Annotated in this window: 14 protein-coding genes; 11 read left to right on the forward strand and 3 right to left on the reverse strand. The window is 49.3% G+C overall.

The window, feature by feature from the left end:
- Window positions 1-69 precede the first annotated feature (69 nt).
- From PQG83_RS11430 to PQG83_RS11440, 3 genes are all read right to left on the reverse strand, one after another.
- Window positions 70-879: a nucleotidyltransferase family protein gene (locus PQG83_RS11430; protein WP_312741036.1), complete on the reverse strand. Its 810-nt coding sequence runs from the start codon at window positions 877-879 to the stop codon at window positions 70-72.
- A gap of 27 nt (window positions 880-906) precedes the next feature.
- A complete protein-coding gene (locus PQG83_RS11435) occupies window positions 907-2031 on the reverse strand; it encodes a GNAT family N-acetyltransferase (RefSeq protein ID WP_312741037.1) in 1125 nt (374 codons plus the stop codon).
- A 99-nt stretch (window positions 2032-2130) separates the two neighbouring features.
- Window positions 2131-2865, reverse strand: a complete 735-nt coding sequence (locus PQG83_RS11440) for a sterol desaturase family protein (RefSeq protein WP_312741038.1) — start codon at window positions 2863-2865, stop codon at window positions 2131-2133.
- Between the two features lie 400 nt (window positions 2866-3265).
- On the opposite strand from PQG83_RS11440, the gene PQG83_RS21005 reads away from it, so the two are divergent.
- The 11 genes from PQG83_RS21005 (at window position 3266) to PQG83_RS11490 (ending at window position 16431) form a co-directional block, all read left to right on the forward strand.
- Window positions 3266-3697, forward strand: coding sequence for an HIT family protein (locus PQG83_RS21005; RefSeq protein ID WP_376753594.1), 432 nt, complete (start codon window positions 3266-3268; stop codon window positions 3695-3697).
- Window positions 3698-3914: 217 nt separating this feature from the next.
- Entirely contained in the window at window positions 3915-5681 is a 1767-nt protein-coding gene (locus PQG83_RS11445) for a fatty acyl-AMP ligase (protein ID WP_312741039.1), read from the forward strand.
- A 36-nt stretch (window positions 5682-5717) separates the two neighbouring features.
- A complete protein-coding gene (locus PQG83_RS11450; protein ID WP_312741040.1) occupies window positions 5718-6662 on the forward strand; it encodes an NAD-dependent epimerase/dehydratase family protein in 945 nt (314 codons plus the stop codon).
- Between the two features lie 40 nt (window positions 6663-6702).
- Window positions 6703-6948 carry an acyl carrier protein gene (locus PQG83_RS11455; RefSeq protein ID WP_312741041.1) on the forward strand — a complete coding sequence of 82 codons (246 nt, stop codon included), beginning with the start codon at window positions 6703-6705 and terminating at the stop codon, window positions 6946-6948.
- A 2-nt stretch (window positions 6949-6950) separates the two neighbouring features.
- The gene (gene spt / locus PQG83_RS11460; RefSeq protein ID WP_312741043.1) at window positions 6951-8180 is read left to right on the forward strand and encodes a serine palmitoyltransferase; all 1230 of its coding nucleotides are present in this window, start codon (window positions 6951-6953) and stop codon (window positions 8178-8180) included.
- Window positions 8181-8295: 115 nt separating this feature from the next.
- Window positions 8296-10674, forward strand: a complete 2379-nt coding sequence (locus PQG83_RS11465; protein WP_312741045.1) for an ELM1/GtrOC1 family putative glycosyltransferase — start codon at window positions 8296-8298, stop codon at window positions 10672-10674.
- 64 nt (window positions 10675-10738) lie between these two features.
- On the forward strand, window positions 10739-12130 hold the full coding sequence (locus PQG83_RS11470) for a surface carbohydrate biosynthesis protein (protein ID WP_312741047.1): 1392 nt from the start codon (window positions 10739-10741) through the stop codon (window positions 12128-12130).
- A 92-nt stretch (window positions 12131-12222) separates the two neighbouring features.
- On the forward strand, window positions 12223-13314 hold the full coding sequence (locus PQG83_RS11475) for a Gfo/Idh/MocA family protein (RefSeq protein ID WP_312741048.1): 1092 nt from the start codon (window positions 12223-12225) through the stop codon (window positions 13312-13314).
- A 24-nt stretch (window positions 13315-13338) separates the two neighbouring features.
- Window positions 13339-14922 (forward strand): D-lyxose/D-mannose family sugar isomerase, encoded by a 1584-nt coding sequence (locus PQG83_RS11480; RefSeq protein WP_312741050.1) that lies wholly within the window; start codon window positions 13339-13341, stop codon window positions 14920-14922.
- A complete protein-coding gene (locus tag PQG83_RS11485; protein WP_312741052.1) occupies window positions 14919-15617 on the forward strand; it encodes an HAD family hydrolase in 699 nt (232 codons plus the stop codon). The genes PQG83_RS11480 and PQG83_RS11485 overlap by 4 nt, the downstream gene beginning before the upstream one ends.
- A 106-nt stretch (window positions 15618-15723) precedes the next feature.
- The gene (locus PQG83_RS11490) at window positions 15724-16431 is read left to right on the forward strand and encodes an acylneuraminate cytidylyltransferase family protein (protein WP_312741055.1); all 708 of its coding nucleotides are present in this window, start codon (window positions 15724-15726) and stop codon (window positions 16429-16431) included.
- The last annotated feature ends 159 nt before the right edge of the window (window positions 16432-16590 follow it).

Raw genomic sequence — 16590 nt, forward strand, 5'->3', positions numbered from 1 at the left:
CACGCTAGCTGATTGTTGGGAAATTGGGATCTGCCACCACATCTGCGTGTACTATACAGCCATTCCCTGCTAGAGGGTATTTTGTCGGTTCGCCAAGATTTCTTCCGCTAAGGAAAGATCTTCAGGAGTATCCACATCGATGGCTGCTTCAGGAAACGGAAGCAGCACTTCCTGCACTTGAAGATTGAGCTTTTGCCCCAGCCGCCGTAGAGCTTCTGCAAGGGATAACCAACCAAGCACATAGCGGACTAGGGCCAGCCCCCCAAGCGTTCGAATCAGGCGAATGGGATGCTTGCGCTCACGCTCAATCCGGCTCCAAAACTCCACTATTCGCTTAGCCTTTGGTGTACAGAGGACAAATAAATTGCATCCACAGAACCCTCCGCCCGTCAGTCGAGTGACCGTTCGCTTGGATTGAGGATAGGAGGCCACAACCAGGGAATACGGCACCAGGCCTACGGCCACATCCATCTGCTTTTCCTGGGCTTCACGCAGAAAATAATTCACCATCTCTGGTGTTAACAGGGCATGGTCCGCCGTCGTGACCAGGATAGGGAATTCCTGAGGATGTTCATTGAGAAACCTCGCAACGCTGAGACTTGGACCTTGTGCAGGCTCCATCCACTGGACCGCTCCTGACGCAATCAGTTTCTCTAAAAACGAATTATCTTGCACCGTTTCCCAGGAAGGCCCGCATAAAATTCTTTTTCCCACTCCATCCGATTGGGCTAAGGTCTCTAAAACACGGGAGACCATCGGTTCTCCACCAACCTGCGCCAGAACCTTATTGGCTACCCCTGCCATCCGGGCCACTGGGTCTCGACCGGTTCTGGCACCAGCCAATACCAGAGCCGTGACAGATTGGTGCTCAAGCCCCATATGTCCTCACGAAACAGATATCTGCGATCATTGAAGATGCTTCTCATAAATTCTATAGGTCTTGTATGGTTCGGCTCCGAGTGATTCCAGAATGTGACGCATGCGTTTATTCCCTTCCAAAATCCAGGAGGTTTCGATCTGCTGGATATTTTTACGAAGGCCAGCTTCTCTCACAGCTTCAATCAACCCATAGGCCATCGCCGCCCCCATGGGACTTGATTGGAATCGTTTACGCACTCCCATTAAGGCAACCCGAGCCGACCGGGGATAGGAGCCTTTCACCCGCCATAAGATTTTTAGCCACCCCCATGGGAACAACCGCCCATTAAGATCTCGAATGACCTCATGAATATTGGGAAAGGCAACCAACATCGCCGTTGGCTCTCCATCGATTTCAGCGATCTGCACAAAATCATCTTCGACCAAAATCTTAAGCTGCTGACCGATCTCGGCAAATTCGGCATCGGTGAATGGAAGAAACCCCCAATTGTCTGACCAGGCCTCTTCGAAAATATCCTTGATAATCGCCAAATCCTCTTTCAGATGCTTCCGACGTAAGGGACGAATGCGCATTGAGGTTTTCGCTTTTTTAAGAAACAGGGACACTCCAGGGGGAAAACTAAAATGTATTCCAATCCGATAGGCTAAAAGGTCCTGTGCCTTCGCATAGGCATTTCGTTCAACCAATTGCGCGTAGTAAGGTCTGGCATGGCCCATCATAATCATGGGCGGTGAATCAAATCCATCGACCAACAAACCACATTCCTGATTGATGGACAAATTAAACGGCCCCCGAACATTCGTCATCCCATGAGTCTGAAGCCAGGTTTCGGCTGTCTGGAACAGTGCTCGAAAGACACTGTTTTCTTCTTCTGCTTCAAGCAGGCCAAAAAACCCCGTCTGATCCTGATACTTGCCGAGATGCAGGTCGTCGATCTGAGCACAGATTCGCCCGACAGGTTCCTGCCCGCGATAGGCTAGCCAACATTGCCAACGAGCATGCTGAAAATACGGATTTTTCGGAGAAAAAGTATGAAGCCGCTCAAGCCATAAAGGTGGAATCCAATGAGGATCTGAGTCGTACAATTTCCATGGAAGACGAATAAATTCTTTAAGGGCGGCCTGGTCGGCGACCGGTTCAACACGAATCAAAACGCCTTTCCCCACCCATCTTGAAACACCACTCGGGTCCAGGGAAACAGGATTCGTGAGCCGAAATGAGGGTCACCATTCTGAATAGCCATGCGTCTCTTATGGCTTCTGTTCGGATAGTTGGGCCACCCACGGATAGTGGGATCGTTCCTGATCCGCATAACCCAGGTTGGAAACAGTCTGACTGAAAGGCACGTCTTCGGCATTCCCGTACTCACTGCCGAATATCCGATCACAGAACAGACTCGTGATGCCAAAGTTTCCCTTTTCGTTATGAAAATGATGCAGTAAATGGTGGCGTTTGACACGCCGTAAAAATTTATTCTTTGGATTCACACGCAAATGCTGCATGCAGTGACAGAGTTCATACACCATAAAACACGCCAATCCTGTCGCAAAAGAAAGGGCAACCCCTACCCAGCCACCAATACTCATCCCGATAGGAAAGGTGGCCACAACAATCGTCGGCAGGGTGGTTGAAGCCGCCCCAAACAACACGCGCAAATCGTTGGAATCTTGGTGATGATCATAGTGAATGCGTTTCCACAAAGCTGCCGTCCATGGCGACCGATAGAGATATCGCCCATGTAAAATAAATCGATGAACCGCATATTCCACGAATGGGTAAGCCAGCAGAGTCGCCACGATACTTCCTGCCACACGCAATGGAGAAACAGGGAAATAAGGGAAAAACACGAAGGCCCCGATAATACTACAAGTCAATAACACCGCATACATTTGAATACTCGGGTATAGAATATACGCCCTCCTTAGATCGCGAAATGTCATGCGATCAAGGAGATACTTTTCACGATACCATTGACTGGTTAACACCCTAGAGCCTCCATCCCTTTCTGCATTTATTCATTGCCATCAATCCACCATCACCTGATTCGCCAGGGAATTACTCAGGCCCCAATTATAGAAACCTTCAGAAGAAGCCACAAGAATACCCAATCCTGAAACGATACCTCCAATTGGAAGCCTGCAGAGAGCATGGACGAAAGCCTTAATTTCCCTCAGCAATACACCAACACCTAACTCACTACCCTTTGGGTTCAATGCCTAACCTTTCCACATGATAATGTTCAAACCCGGTTCTGACACAAAAGCTGTGCTATATTTCGACGTACCGCGCAGGATGACCACCTAGGCCTATGGGAACTGGGACTCCATTGCCTCATAGACACAAGGATAACTCTTTGGGTATAAGGGCGTGCTCATGAACTCCACGATGAAAAAATTTGGGTATCCTAACTCCTGCCTCAAAGAATTGTCCCATTGGGTGGTGCTCTTACGCCCCCAACAGGTAACTCTTGGCTCACTAGTCTTAATTTGTCGAGAGGAAGCTACCGCATTTTCCCAAATTAGTGCGGAGGCATTTACAGAACTGCCAAAGATCATACGTGAGATTGAGACAAGTGTCTCACGCACATTTACCTATAGCAAAATAAATTACCTCATGTTGATGATGGTTGACCCAGAGGTTCATTTTCATGTCATTCCCCGATATGACACACCTCGATTATTTTCTCAACAGCAATTCCTTGACCACGGATGGCCTGGGCCACCACTTCTTAAAAATTCGAATGACATATCGGAAGAGGTATACCAAAACATTTTCAGTCATCTCAAAAATAGCTGGATTCGTGAGTTCGAAAACTAGTTACAAATACTTAAAAAAAGAAAAAAGCGTGTTGCAAAATAGACTCATTTTGCGGTTTTTTTGCTACAACATAATGGGAATAGAAAAATTTATTTTCACTTTTCCTTCGTTCTTAGCAATTAACCGACAAAAAACAATGGCATTACTATTGCTTACTTAGTTAAATGCTTTTTAGCAAACCACTGGGAATAATGCTGCCTTTAATCCTTGAGATAGAATGAACGCTACACCAACTCATCACCAACTCAGACTAAAACATGGGAACTTCTCCACTCTTTCAGAGGCCCTTGACTATGCGGCTGCAGGAGAAACCGGCTGCAATTTCTATTCAGGAAGGGGCAAACTCACCCACGTCCTGACATATGCCGATCTGAAACAACAGGCGCAAAATCTTGCTAGAAGATTGAACGGATTGGAATTAACACGCGGGGCTCGGGTCGCTTTAATTGCTGATACCACCCCAGATTTCATTCGATTCTTTTTTGCCTGTCAGTATGCGGGACTGATTCCAGTTCCACTCCCGATTTCATTACACTTAGGGGGGCATCAGGCATACGTCACCCAACTTAGACGGCTCCTCGATAGCTGCCAAGCCTCTATCGCCATGGCACCTGAAGGCTTCTTGCCATTTTTGGAGGAAGCAGCAACCGGTTTAAACCTGGTACTCATTGGAGGCCCGGAAACGTTTGCTTCGCTAGAAGAAATACAAGGTCCCCTCAGCCCACTTGAGCCTCAAGAATTAGCCTATATTCAATACACTTCCGGCAGCACCCGCTGGCCTAGGGGTGTCGAGGTCACTCAAGCGGCCGTCATGACCAATCTCTCCGGAATCATTCAGCATGGCTTACAAGTTCAACCTGGTGATCGTTGCGTCTCCTGGCTTCCCTTTTACCATGATATGGGACTGGTCGGATTCGTTCTTGGTCCAATCGCTTCCCAGCTTTCTGTTGATTATCTGAGCACACGCGATTTTGCCATGCGACCGCGTCAGTGGCTGGATTTAATGACGAAGAGTCGGGCGACAATTTCATTCAGCCCCTCTTTTGGATACGAGCTCTGCGTGCGAAGACTGGGCGAAGACTTTAATGAGCACTATGATCTCAGCTCTTGGCGAATTGCCGGTGCCGGAGCAGAAACCATTCGTGCCGATAGTCTCTCACGTTTTGCCAAAACTCTGAAGACCAGCGGGTTTAAACCTGAAGCATTTCTGGCCTGCTATGGGATGGCTGAATGCTCTTTGGCAATTAGCTTTGCTCCCTTGAACAAAGGCCTCGAGGTCGACAGAGTTGACGCAAATCAGCTTTCCAATAACAGGCTAGCCATGCCCTTCGTTCCATTCTCAAATGATGAGGAGCAGGCTCGATGCAGCAAATTTGTAAATTGCGGAGTTCCTCTCCCCGGATATGAAGTCGAAATTCGAAATATGACGGGAGAGGTCGTTAAAGAACGAGAAAGTGGAATTATTTTTGTTCGTGGGGCAAGCACCATGACGGGATACTTCAATGACCCCATCTTGACACAGGATGTTCTTTCCACTGATGGCTGGCTCAATACGGGCGACATCGGCTATTGGGTCGAAAACAGCCTCGTCATTATTGGTCGTTCCAAAGATATGATTATCATAAATGGACGAAATATCTGGCCTCAGGACCTCGAATTCATGGCAGAGCAACAGGAGGAAGTCCGACCAGGTGATTCATCCGCTTTTTCCGTTTCCACACCAGACGGTCATGAGATCGCGATCATGGTGGTTCAATGTCGCGAAATGGATAACAAAAAACGAGAAGACCTGGTTCAGCGCCTACGATCCTTAGTGCACAAAGAGTTGTCTATTCCATGCTACATTGAACTCATCCCACCAAGAACGCTTCCGCGGACGTCATCTGGAAAACTATCTCGATCTCGTGCCAAAGCGGACTTCCTCACCCGCATTCAGTGGGAAGAGGTAACTACACACTTGTCTACTACCGCTAGGTCTGCCTAAGACCAGGCATTTTCCCTCAGACGTCCTCCACGGTCTATGCACACTACCGTTGCCCTAACCGGGGCTTCCGGTTTCATTGGGGGAGTCATCGCACAACATTTAAGGAATGGCGGATGGCATGTGCGTGGACTCGCGCGCTCCCCCCGCCAGGCACAACAGCTCGAGGACCTGGGAATCACACCGGTCCAAGGCCAATTGGAAGATCCTGGCAGCCTGGTACCCCTCGTCAAAGACTCGGTTGGTGTCATTCACTGCGCAGGAGCGATTCGCGGTGTGAGTCGAGAAGACTTCTTTCCGACCAACGTAATGGGAGTCTCTAACCTAATTCACGCCTGCCTTGCACAGCCTTCTCTTCCACGGTTTGTTCTTCTCTCATCTCTCGCCGCTCGGGAGCCATCACTCTCACCATATGCATGGAGTAAGTATGAAGGTGAATCTGTTTTAATCCGTGAGGCGGGTTTACTAGAGTGGAGTATTTTTCGTCCACCTGCCGTCTATGGACCTAAGGACCGTGCGCTACTCCCTCTCTTTACCTTGTTACGCAAAGGGATTGGGATTCAACTCGGGCCCTCCCAAGCCAAATTCTCCTTAATTCATGTCGAGGATCTCGCCAACGCTATTCTTCATTGGCTCAAAAACGGAGATCCACCCTTTCAGACCTTTGAGATTGATGATGGCTTCCCTGGGGGATATACCTGGGAGGATATTTTTCGTCTTTCCAACCCTCGCCTCCGACTATGCATGCGTATTCCACCAAGCCTGTTACAAATAGGAGGGAAAATTAATGAAATAAGTTCCCGCGTCTTTGGGTATACTCCCCTTTTCACTCGCGGGAAGGTTGCTGAACTCCTCCACCCAAATTGGGTCTGCAATAGTTCTCACGCGACGCAGACCCTTGGCTGGACGCCACAAATCAGCCTCAAAGAAGGCTTGCGTCGGTTGTTCACATCGGATAGGCTCATGCCATTCCATAGGAATTAGCACGGGTTTGTTCTCTTCATCCATCAAAAGGGCTATTATAATGCAGAGTTACTCCGACATCCTTCCCCAACTGTTCGACACTCTCAAGCCTTTTACCAAACAGGGCTTTCGATTAAAAGAATCAACCGAGCTAGTCGCAGAACTGGGATTGGATTCCTTACAAGTCATGCAAGTCCTTTTAAAAATCGAAGATCACTTTGATATTTCCATCCCTCTGAACAATCTTCCCAATATCCGAACAGTCAAGGACCTTGGTGAAGAGATTGAGAAGTTGCTGAAAGGGTAATCATGTCACTATTTGACAAATTTCTTCCCATTCAAGAAGCCAGAAACGAGTTACTCAAAAGTGGGGTCAACCCCTTTCACGTCACCGTCGAAAAGATCATTTCTCCGACAGAAGCCATCATCAATGGTCGCAAGACCATCCTGGTTGGCACCAATAATTACTTAGGATTGACCTTTCATCCCGACTCTATTCTAGCCGGCCAACAGGCGCTTGCCCAAGAAGGAACAGGCACCACCGGATCGAGGATGGCAAATGGATCTTTTGCGAGCCACAAGGCGCTGGAAGTCGCCATCGCGGAATTCTATGGTGCGCCCTATGCGATTGTCTTTTCCACAGGCTACCAGGCCAATCTTGGAGTGCTTTCTGCTCTTGCAGGCCCAGGGGACACAATTTTGATAGATGGGGACTCCCATGCCAGTATTTATGATGGATGCCGACTGGGAGGCGCAGAGGTTATCCGGTTTAAGCATAACGACGTGGCAGATTTGGAGAAACGGCTCCGCCGATTGGGGGACCGAAGTTATCGGACCTTAATTGTCGTTGAGGGCATTTATAGCATGCTGGGAGATCGAGCTCCGTTGGCTGAAATCGTCGAAGTGAAGAAAAAATATGGGGCCACCCTGATCGTCGATGAAGCGCATTCGTTGGGGGTACTCGGACAACATGGCCGTGGGTTAGCCGAAGAAACAGGAGTCGAACAGGACGTCGATTGTATTGTCGGAACATTCAGCAAAAGCCTGGGCTCGACGGGGGGGTTCGGCGTAAGCTTCCATCCCGAATTCGAATTAATCCGATACACCAGTCGGCCCTATATTTTCACCGCTTCCCCATGCCCTTCAGTTGTTGCTTCGACACGAGCAACCATTTGCATCATCCAGACTCACCCTGAACTCCGTCAGCATCTGTGGGACAATTCACGGAATTTGTATGAGGGGTTAACGAAGAGTGGGTATAGGCTTGGGGCGGAGGTAGGACCGATTATTGCCGCAATGGTCCCCAATAAAGAATTGGCTCTGGCCATGTGGCAACAACTCTTGGAAAATGGAATTTATGTCAACCTCATGATTCCTCCTGCCACTCCAAATGGCGAATGCCTCTTGCGATGCAGTGTGAGTGCCGCTCATACACACACACAAATTGAAAAAATTATTTCGGCATTTGATGAATTGTCTCATGGAACGCAAACCCACATCAGCCCTGCTCACTCACAACCAGATGCAACCTTCAATTAAAAAATGCTAGCGTTTCGGTTACCTGTCGAAACAACGATCCTGATTCCCCAAATGTCCAATGTCACGTCACCGCTCTAGACCCTACGGTATCAGGGTAATACCCGAAAAAATCATTTTGGAGGTCAGAGAAGGCATAGCTTCCTCTGGAAAAACTCCCGTTCGAATTTTCGTTGGAAGCGAATCGGCCCAGGGCCGAGCCGAACGCATACTCATCTGGTCGATTGAACAGGTTCGGGATCCGGCTCGAGTATACGAAATTTATCTCATGAAGGAATTAAAGGGATTTGACCGACGCAAATGGCTCACGGGGTTTACCAATTATCGTTTTGCGATCCCGGCATTTGCGGGCCAGTCAGGGCGAGCGATTTACAACGATGTCGATCAAATCTACCTGTCGGATCCTGGAACATTATTCGACCACGATTTGAACGATCATGGCTTTCTTTCCATTGCACGGAATGATACTTCAGTGATGGTCATGGATTGCCAAAAAATGGCCGCCATCTGGTCACTTGATGCGGCAAAATTCGAGAAAAAAAACGCGCTGGTGCAGCGCGCCTTGGAAGTGCCCGACCTTTGGGGTCCATTGGAACCCGAATGGAATGCCCGTGATGAAGAATATCGGGCAGGACAATCTAAAGTCCTCCATTATACGGCTCTTCATACGCAACCTTGGCAGCCCTTTCCTCAGGAATTTGTGTACCAAAAAAGTCTGGAGGGCGATGTTTGGTTTAATTTGGAGCACAGTGCGAATCAAAGGGGATTTCATCTATTTTCTCGAAAACATCCCTCCTCCCTATTTACAGAATTTGCTAAACAGACGAGAGACCTCCGGAATATTTCCCCGACGAAACTATCTCCTTTCCAGGATGTCGAGACCATACACGAACTTCAAGAAGGGATGCGCACCCTCCAGGCCAAGTCGCTTCTGTATTGTCATTTTGGGCAACTGTTCGAAAATGTTCCCGAACACCTTCTGGCGACAGACCTTTCCACATTAACCATGACCTCAATGGATCTTTGCCAGGAAGACTCCGGCCCTCTGCCTTCCCGACAATTCGACCTGGTCCTGTCATCCGGAGGGCTTCATCTCGTCCCAGATGAAGATATCCCCTGGGTTATGGAAGAAATGTTTAACCGTGCACATGGCATGGTCTATATGGCGATAGAAATCACCAACCCCGACCAATCCTATGGTGCCCAAACTCCTCATACCTGTTTGAAACAAAATATTACCCGGTGGATGAGTCACCTTGAATCAATTAGCGCCCGCTATCCGGCTATTCACTGGAAGCTTGTGTTCCACACAAAAACACCTAAGGGAATTCCGGAGAGATTTATCCGTTGTGGAGGCCATTGGATCGGGTCTCCCCCACGAACCTGGATACTCGCAGACGGCAAAGTTGGACATACCACTCAATCAGAAGTACTCGCGAAGTCGTTGGGGTGGCCTTATGAAATTAAACAGTTGCGATTCTATGGATGGCATAAAATTCAAAAACTCGTGTGGGGATTATTCCCTCCAAACTTGATAGGCGTAGATAGAGTTCACTCTTCCCCTCTCTGCCCCCCATGGCCAGACCTCGTGATTTCTACCGGATGGCGACCGGCACCAATTGCCAGATGGATTCGTGAACAAAGCCAGGGGAAAACACGCATCATTCAATTGGGGCGAAAAGGAGGGTGTTCGGCTGACTTATTTGATGTAGTCATTACTCCGTCCTATTACGGCTTCCCTCCACATCCACACCGCATCGAGACGGTGGCCCCCTTGAACGAATTAACTCAGGACAGTTTGGATAGGGTGAAGCAGCGATGGCCAAATATTTTCGCTAACGCTCCACATCCTCGCATTGTCTTCGTCGTGGGAGGTGCCACCGCACGGTTCAAATTTACTCCCGATATGGCTCGCACGATTGGTGGCCAACTCAAACAGCTTGCGCAAAAATGCCATGGGAAAATTTATGCCGTCACCTCTCCTAGAACGGGCAAAGACCTGATTCACGCTCTTGAGTCAACATTGCTCCCTGATCATTTTGTGCATAAGTGGGAGCCAAACCAGCCTGACAATCCTTATTTCGCCTATTTGGCTGGTGCCGATGTCATTATCGTCACAGGAGAAAGCGAATCCATGTTGGCTGAGGCGGCCTCTCTAGGCAAACCGGTTTATATTGTTCCACTTCCGGAAAATTCCCCAACATGGAAAGTACGGCTCAGTGAGAAGATTATTCAACGAGCCCAATCCCAGCCCTTGAATAAACGGGGGACCGCTCGTCCACAGCAGGGTTTGGAAAGGCTTTGCGCTCGGTTGATACGTGCGGGTTTGGTGCAACCACGACGAAACCTCACCATGCTGCATGACTCCCTTATCAAGAATGGGATAGCCCGGCCGTTCGGAGAACCCATTACAAACGGAACACGCCCACAATTAAAGGAAACGGAAACGGTCGCCCGAAAAGTCAAAGCCACTCTTGGAATCTTTGATCACCGATAACTAAAGTCACCATCAGCACAACCGGAGCAAAACGCTCTCCGAACCGTGCTCGGATATGTATGAAATGACAAAACCGCGACGCCGTCTGACCATTCCCGTTGAAGTCTTTAATAGGGAATTTGACGCCAAAGTTTTGCTTTCCTGCTTCGCCGCAGAGCGTGGATTTACCGTCATTATTGGGGAAAAACACGAAATTCAACTCAATCTGGCCGCGTTACCCAAATCCATCTACCTGCCCACCAATCTTCATAACCGGAATGCCATCGTTTTCTCTCTTCTGGCGCAATTGGGGCACTCATTGGTAGGAACGGACGAGGAAGCCATTGTGTATTGTTCGCCAGAAGTGTATGTGAAAGAAAAATTGGGCTCGACAGAATTTTCCCGGCCAAACCTCTTTTTAGCATGGGGACCGGAAAATGCCAGAATCTGGAAATCACAGCCCACATACAATGGAATGCCTCTGCATATAACCGGAAATTCCCGGGTAGACTTACTACGGCCGGAAATGCGCCAATATTGGACACCGCAAGTCGAAACAATCCATAAAAAATTTGGGAAGATCATCCTGATTAATACCAATTTTGGTAAATTGAACCACTTTAGGCCCAACAAGGGTGCTGAAAAGGAGGCGCTCGAACGAGCGGCAGTTTCACCATCGGACGTGGACGAATTTGATCTGGGAATGGCCAGGCACCGTCTGGCGCTATTCCAGTATTTTCAGGAAATGGTCGGCCAAATGGCCGCAGCCTTTCCCGGTCATACCATCTTGATCCGTCCTCATCCCTCTGAAAACCACGAGACATGGAGGCAGGCCGCCAACGGATATACAAACGTCCAGGTGCATATAGAGGGACATGTCATTCCCTGGCTATTGGCGGCCGATGCCATCATTCATAATAGTTGCACCACCGGCTTGGAAGGGTATGTCCTGAAACGTCCCGTTTTTTCCTATCAGCCGATCATTTCCGACCGTTTTGACAAACAACTCCCGAATGCCGTGAGCCGCCAAGCAACATCCTCCCGGGAATTAATTGAACTTATCAAAACAACCTTTTTAGGTGATCAGTCTCCACAGGAAAATGGCTCTGAAGCCAAAACACGGTTAATTGAACAATATCTTTCGGCCCTCCAAGGGCCGTTTGCCTCAGAAAACATCGTGAGTACTTTAGAAACATTCGACGCCACCTATTCATCCCCAACCCCAAATTGGGGAACGGTATTCGCCGCAAAATCTCAGGCCTTCGGCAGAAAATTACGACGCCGATTCAATGCCCAATTTCGCATGGGGGATCAAAACCGATCACAACGCTACAATTATCTGAATCATATTTTCCCTGATATCACCCTGGCGCATATCGAAGAACGCATTGAGCGCTTGCAACACGCGTTAGGAAGATTTCACCACACACAAGTCAGGCCCTTGCACGACAATATTTTTGAAATATTTCGCAACTAACTTCTCCATCATGAAGAATGCCTATAGCCGCACATGCTGAACATGCATGGGAATCCATATTCCGAATCCGGTAAACACTCTAAGGAGGATACATGTATAACGTAAAAATTTTTGGAGCCGGGTCTATCGGCAACCATTTGGCTCATGCATCCCGTTCCCTGGGCTGGAACGTCACGATATGCGATGTGGACCAAGCGGCGTTGGATCGAACCAAGCAGACCATTTATCCGACTCGTTATGGAAAATGGGACGAGGCCATCAAGCTTTCCCTGGTCAAAGACGCCCCGAGAGGAGGATTTGATCTCGTGGTGATTGGAACTCCTCCAGACTCCCACCTCTCCCTGGCACTCGGGGCTCTTGCGGAAAAACCCAAAGCCATTCTTGTGGAAAAACCTCTCTGCCCCCCGAACTTGGAACAGGCCCAAACATTACACAAGATGGTGATCGAGTCTGGCACATTCGCTTTTGTGGGATATGACCACGTCGTGGGAAAGGCCGCGCAGGAAACACTCCAAGCCGGTCGCCAATTATCCACCATTGAAACCATCGACGTGGAATTTCGTGAACATTGGGGCGGCATCTTCGCAGCTCATCCATGGTTACAGGGTCCCCAGGACAGTTATTTGGGATTTTGGAAACGGGGTGGAGGTGCCAGCGGGGAACATTCCCACGCGATCAACCTATGGCAATTTTTGAGTGGGGGGCTGGGGAAAGGCCGCATCATCGAAGTATCCGCGACACTGGATTATGTCCAGACAGATATGGTGGAGTACGATAAACTCTGCCTGCTTAGCCTGAGGACTGAAGCGGGGTTACTCGGAAGGGTGGTGCAGGACGTCATTACCTCCCCTTCCAGGAAGTGGGCAAGGATTCAAGGAAATGACGGTTTCGCAGAGCTCACCATTGGACACCAACCAGGGGTCGACAGAGTGGATTGGAAAACCGGTGGCGATGACACCCAATTCCGGACCATTCAAAAAACGCGACCGGATGATTTTATCTGGGAATTACAGCACATCGAGGACGTAATGACAGGCAAGACCAAAGATTCCGTCCTCTCACTGGAGCGAGGCCTGGAAACCATGCTGGTGGTCGCCGCCTCGCATCTCTCGTCAGCCAAGAAACGCACTGTGCGCATCGATTACCGGAAAGGCTATACACCAGAGGCACTAGAATTGCTGTAGATCTGCCAGAGGAAGGGGAAAAGCATGATAGACCAAGATTTTAATTTCCATGATTTATTCATATTGGATCTGGCCAATAACCACCAGGGAAGTGTGGAACACGGCTTGGGAATCATCCAATCAACGGCTGAGGTGATCAAACGGCACCAAGTCCGGGCAGCGATTAAATTCCAATTCCGCCAACTCGACACCTTCATTCATACAGATCATCAGTCAAACAGCGAGCTCAAATACATCCAACGATTTCAATCCACCCGATTGGACCAGACCCAGTTCCAAACATTGCTCAATGAAGTATGGGCCCAAGGGCTCCTGGCCATGTGCACCCCCTTCGATGAAGAGTCTGTCAATATTGCCGTCGACATGGGTTTCAATGTGTTGAAGGTCGCCAGTTGTTCAGCCAAGGATTGGCCGCTTCTTGAGGAAATTGCCGGCGCCGGGCCGCCGGTGGTCTGCTCAACCGGTGGACTGACACTGGAGGACATCGATAATGTGGTGAGTTTCTTCCAACATCGGGCTGTGCAATTCGCGCTCATGCATTGCGTGTCGGTTTATCCAACTCCTGACCCGTTGATGAACTTGAATCAAATACAGATGTTGCGCAACCGGTATCCCAATATTCCTATCGGCTGGTCCACGCATGAAAACCCCGGTGATACCGTCCCTGTGCAAATTGCGGTCGCTCTTGGTGCCAGACTGTTCGAACGGCACATTGGACTGGAAACCGAAACCATCAAATTGAATGCCTACTCGTCCACCTCACAACAAGTGGACACCTGGCTGGAAGCCTATCATCGGGCAAAAGAATTGTGTGGCTCAAAAACCCGTCCACCCGCCTCCGAAGTGGAACAGTCCTCATTGGACGGCCTTCGTCGGGGGGTCTTTGCCAAACGATCCATTAAAAAAGGCCGGGAACTCACACGGGACCTTGTGTATTTTGCCATGCCCTACGTCGAAGGGCAGATGGAAAGCGGAGCATGGAAAGAAGGCTATACGGCCGTCCAGGACATGACGCCGGACCAACCGGTCATGCGGGACGCTGTCGAGATCACCCTCAATCAAGGTCTCGTGACCCTTAAACAGGCGATTCACGAAGTCAAAGCCTTACTCAACGAAGCCAACATTCAATTAGGCAGTGAGTTTAAAGTCGAATATTCCCACCACTACGGCCTTGAAAATTTCCGACAAACCGGCGCGGTCCTTATCGAATGCATTAACCGGGAATATTGCAAAAAACTCGTCATTCAATTGCCGGGACAGCGACACCCCTCACATTATCATGCGAGAAAAGAGGAAACATTTCAAATACTGTTTGGCATCCTCCACGTGAATATCGACGGATATCCCCGCATTTTGCATCCCGGTGAAACCATTCTCATCCTACCCGGAGTCTGGCATTCCTTTTGGACAGACACCGGGGTTGTCTTTGAAGAAGTATCCACCACCCACTATAACAACGATTCCTTCTATGCCGACAAACGAATCAATAAGCTGCAACGATCTGAGCGGAAAACAATGGTTGATCATTGGGGTCGGTTTCAAATCGCCCAGCAGCCAGCAGCAGAAAAGGCTCCCGAGGTGCCATTGCCCGATCCTCACGCGCAATGATTGCTTGCGTCACCTTCGATTTTGACGGAACGCTGGTTGATTCCAATCAGGTGAAGGTTCAATCCTTTTATAAGATTGTCGAGAGTTATGATCCCAGCGGATGCATCGTTACCGAAATTCTTCAACGGTGCTCTCATAAGGATCGGTACGGAATCACTTGTGAACTTGCCCGGGAATTCATGGCGAAAGGGCTTATTCCGCCCCACACAGGCACAGAGGTCCTCGGTTTACAATTGGCCGAGACTTACACAAACACCTGCGAAACGGCCGTTGTCGGGTGTCCGGAAGTCCCTGGGGCCTCAGGAATACTCTTATGGCTGTTGAATCAAGAGATTCCTCTATACCTCAACTCAAGAACGCCGGCCACAGCCCTCAATCGCCTTGTGACCCTACGAAACCTCACCCACTATTTCGCGGGAATATACGGGGCCCCCGCAAGTAAACTCGAAAATTTGCTGCACATCCAAGAGCTCACTCAGGCAAAACCAGAGGAAATACTCTTTGTCGGAGACAGTGAGGATGACCGGAAGGCTGCAGCTGAATTTGGCTGCCACTTTGCCGGAGTCATCCTTGGTGGTAACAGCCGATTTACACAGATACCACCACTCCACATGACAAATCTGGCTGAACTCAAAGCAATCGTGGAGAATCTTCAGGGAAAGCGAAATGGCCTGCCCAAACCATTAACCATCTAAACGCCGCCTTTTATGAGAGATTCTTTACACTTTTGTAACAGGAAGTTATGATTTGGACAAAACCGATGACGACATCATCAACGGCGTGTATCGCTAAAAAGACCACATGATAGGGACTCAACGCATTCTGGCTGTATGTCCGGCCAGAGGCGGCAGCAAAGGAATTCCGCTCAAAAATCTGACTCCATTTCTTGGAATCCCCTTAGTTGCCAGAGTTGGCCAGTTGGTGAAAGAAATCCCCATCATCGATCGAGCGGTGGTTTCGACCGATCATCCTGAAATTGCCGAGTGTGCGAAACAATCAGGCCTGGACGCCCCTTTCCTTCGGCCTCCGGACCTCTCAGGGGACCGAATATCGGACGCGCCGGTTTTGATCCATGCGTTAGAAGAAATGGAGCGCCTGGATGCGGCGCGGTATGACATTGTAATCATGCTCCAGCCGACTTCCCCTCTTCGTCGACCAGAGCATGTCATACACGCCCTTGAGATGCTGGTGAATGAACAGTGGGACGCCGTATGGACCCTGTCCGAAACTGATTCAAAATCACACCCTCTCAAACAACTGACCCTGGACTCAGGCAGGATCGACTATTATGACCACGACGGAAGCCAAATCATTGCCCGGCAACAACTAACCCCGGTTTATCACCGGAACGGGGTGGCCTATGTCATGACACGAAACTGCCTTATGGAAGGAAGGAGCATCATGGGGAAACGGACTGGAGCGCTCCTCCTCGATGAATATCTGGTCAGTATCGATACCATGTGGGATTTGGAACTTGCCGAATACATTTATGCCAAAAATCAGGCATAAGATCTGACTGCAAATCAAGATGCGGATGAACCTCTGTGAATCAGGGTCATCTCGCAGGTCGAATTGTTCCATTGCAATGCATATCTCCTATGTTCAGCCTCGAACAGACCAACCGAATCAGTCTCAACATTCCACCTTTCCTCTTTAGACAAGGAATGG

This window comes from Candidatus Nitrospira neomarina (assembly GCF_032051675.1).
Classification (GTDB): Bacteria; Nitrospirota; Nitrospiria; order Nitrospirales; family UBA8639; genus Nitrospira_E; species Nitrospira_E neomarina.

What these genes read in the sequence shown, in the direction of transcription:
- PQG83_RS11430 (WP_312741036.1), bottom strand. Translation starts at nt 879, where the DNA reads ATGGGGCTTGAGCACCAATCTGTCACGGCTCTGGTATTGGCTGGTGCC.
- PQG83_RS21005 (WP_376753594.1), top strand. Translation starts at nt 3,266, where the DNA reads ATGAAAAAATTTGGGTATCCTAACTCCTGCCTCAAAGAATTGTCCCAT.
- PQG83_RS11445 (WP_312741039.1), top strand. Translation starts at nt 3,915, where the DNA reads ATGAACGCTACACCAACTCATCACCAACTCAGACTAAAACATGGGAAC.
- PQG83_RS11450 (WP_312741040.1), top strand. Translation starts at nt 5,718, where the DNA reads ATGCACACTACCGTTGCCCTAACCGGGGCTTCCGGTTTCATTGGGGGA.
- PQG83_RS11455 (WP_312741041.1), top strand. Translation starts at nt 6,703, where the DNA reads ATGCAGAGTTACTCCGACATCCTTCCCCAACTGTTCGACACTCTCAAG.
- spt (WP_312741043.1), top strand. Translation starts at nt 6,951, where the DNA reads ATGTCACTATTTGACAAATTTCTTCCCATTCAAGAAGCCAGAAACGAG.
- PQG83_RS11470 (WP_312741047.1), top strand. Translation starts at nt 10,739, where the DNA reads ATGACAAAACCGCGACGCCGTCTGACCATTCCCGTTGAAGTCTTTAAT.
- PQG83_RS11475 (WP_312741048.1), top strand. Translation starts at nt 12,223, where the DNA reads ATGTATAACGTAAAAATTTTTGGAGCCGGGTCTATCGGCAACCATTTG.
- PQG83_RS11480 (WP_312741050.1), top strand. Translation starts at nt 13,339, where the DNA reads ATGATAGACCAAGATTTTAATTTCCATGATTTATTCATATTGGATCTG.
- PQG83_RS11485 (WP_312741052.1), top strand. Translation starts at nt 14,919, where the DNA reads ATGATTGCTTGCGTCACCTTCGATTTTGACGGAACGCTGGTTGATTCC.
- PQG83_RS11490 (WP_312741055.1), top strand. Translation starts at nt 15,724, where the DNA reads ATGATAGGGACTCAACGCATTCTGGCTGTATGTCCGGCCAGAGGCGGC.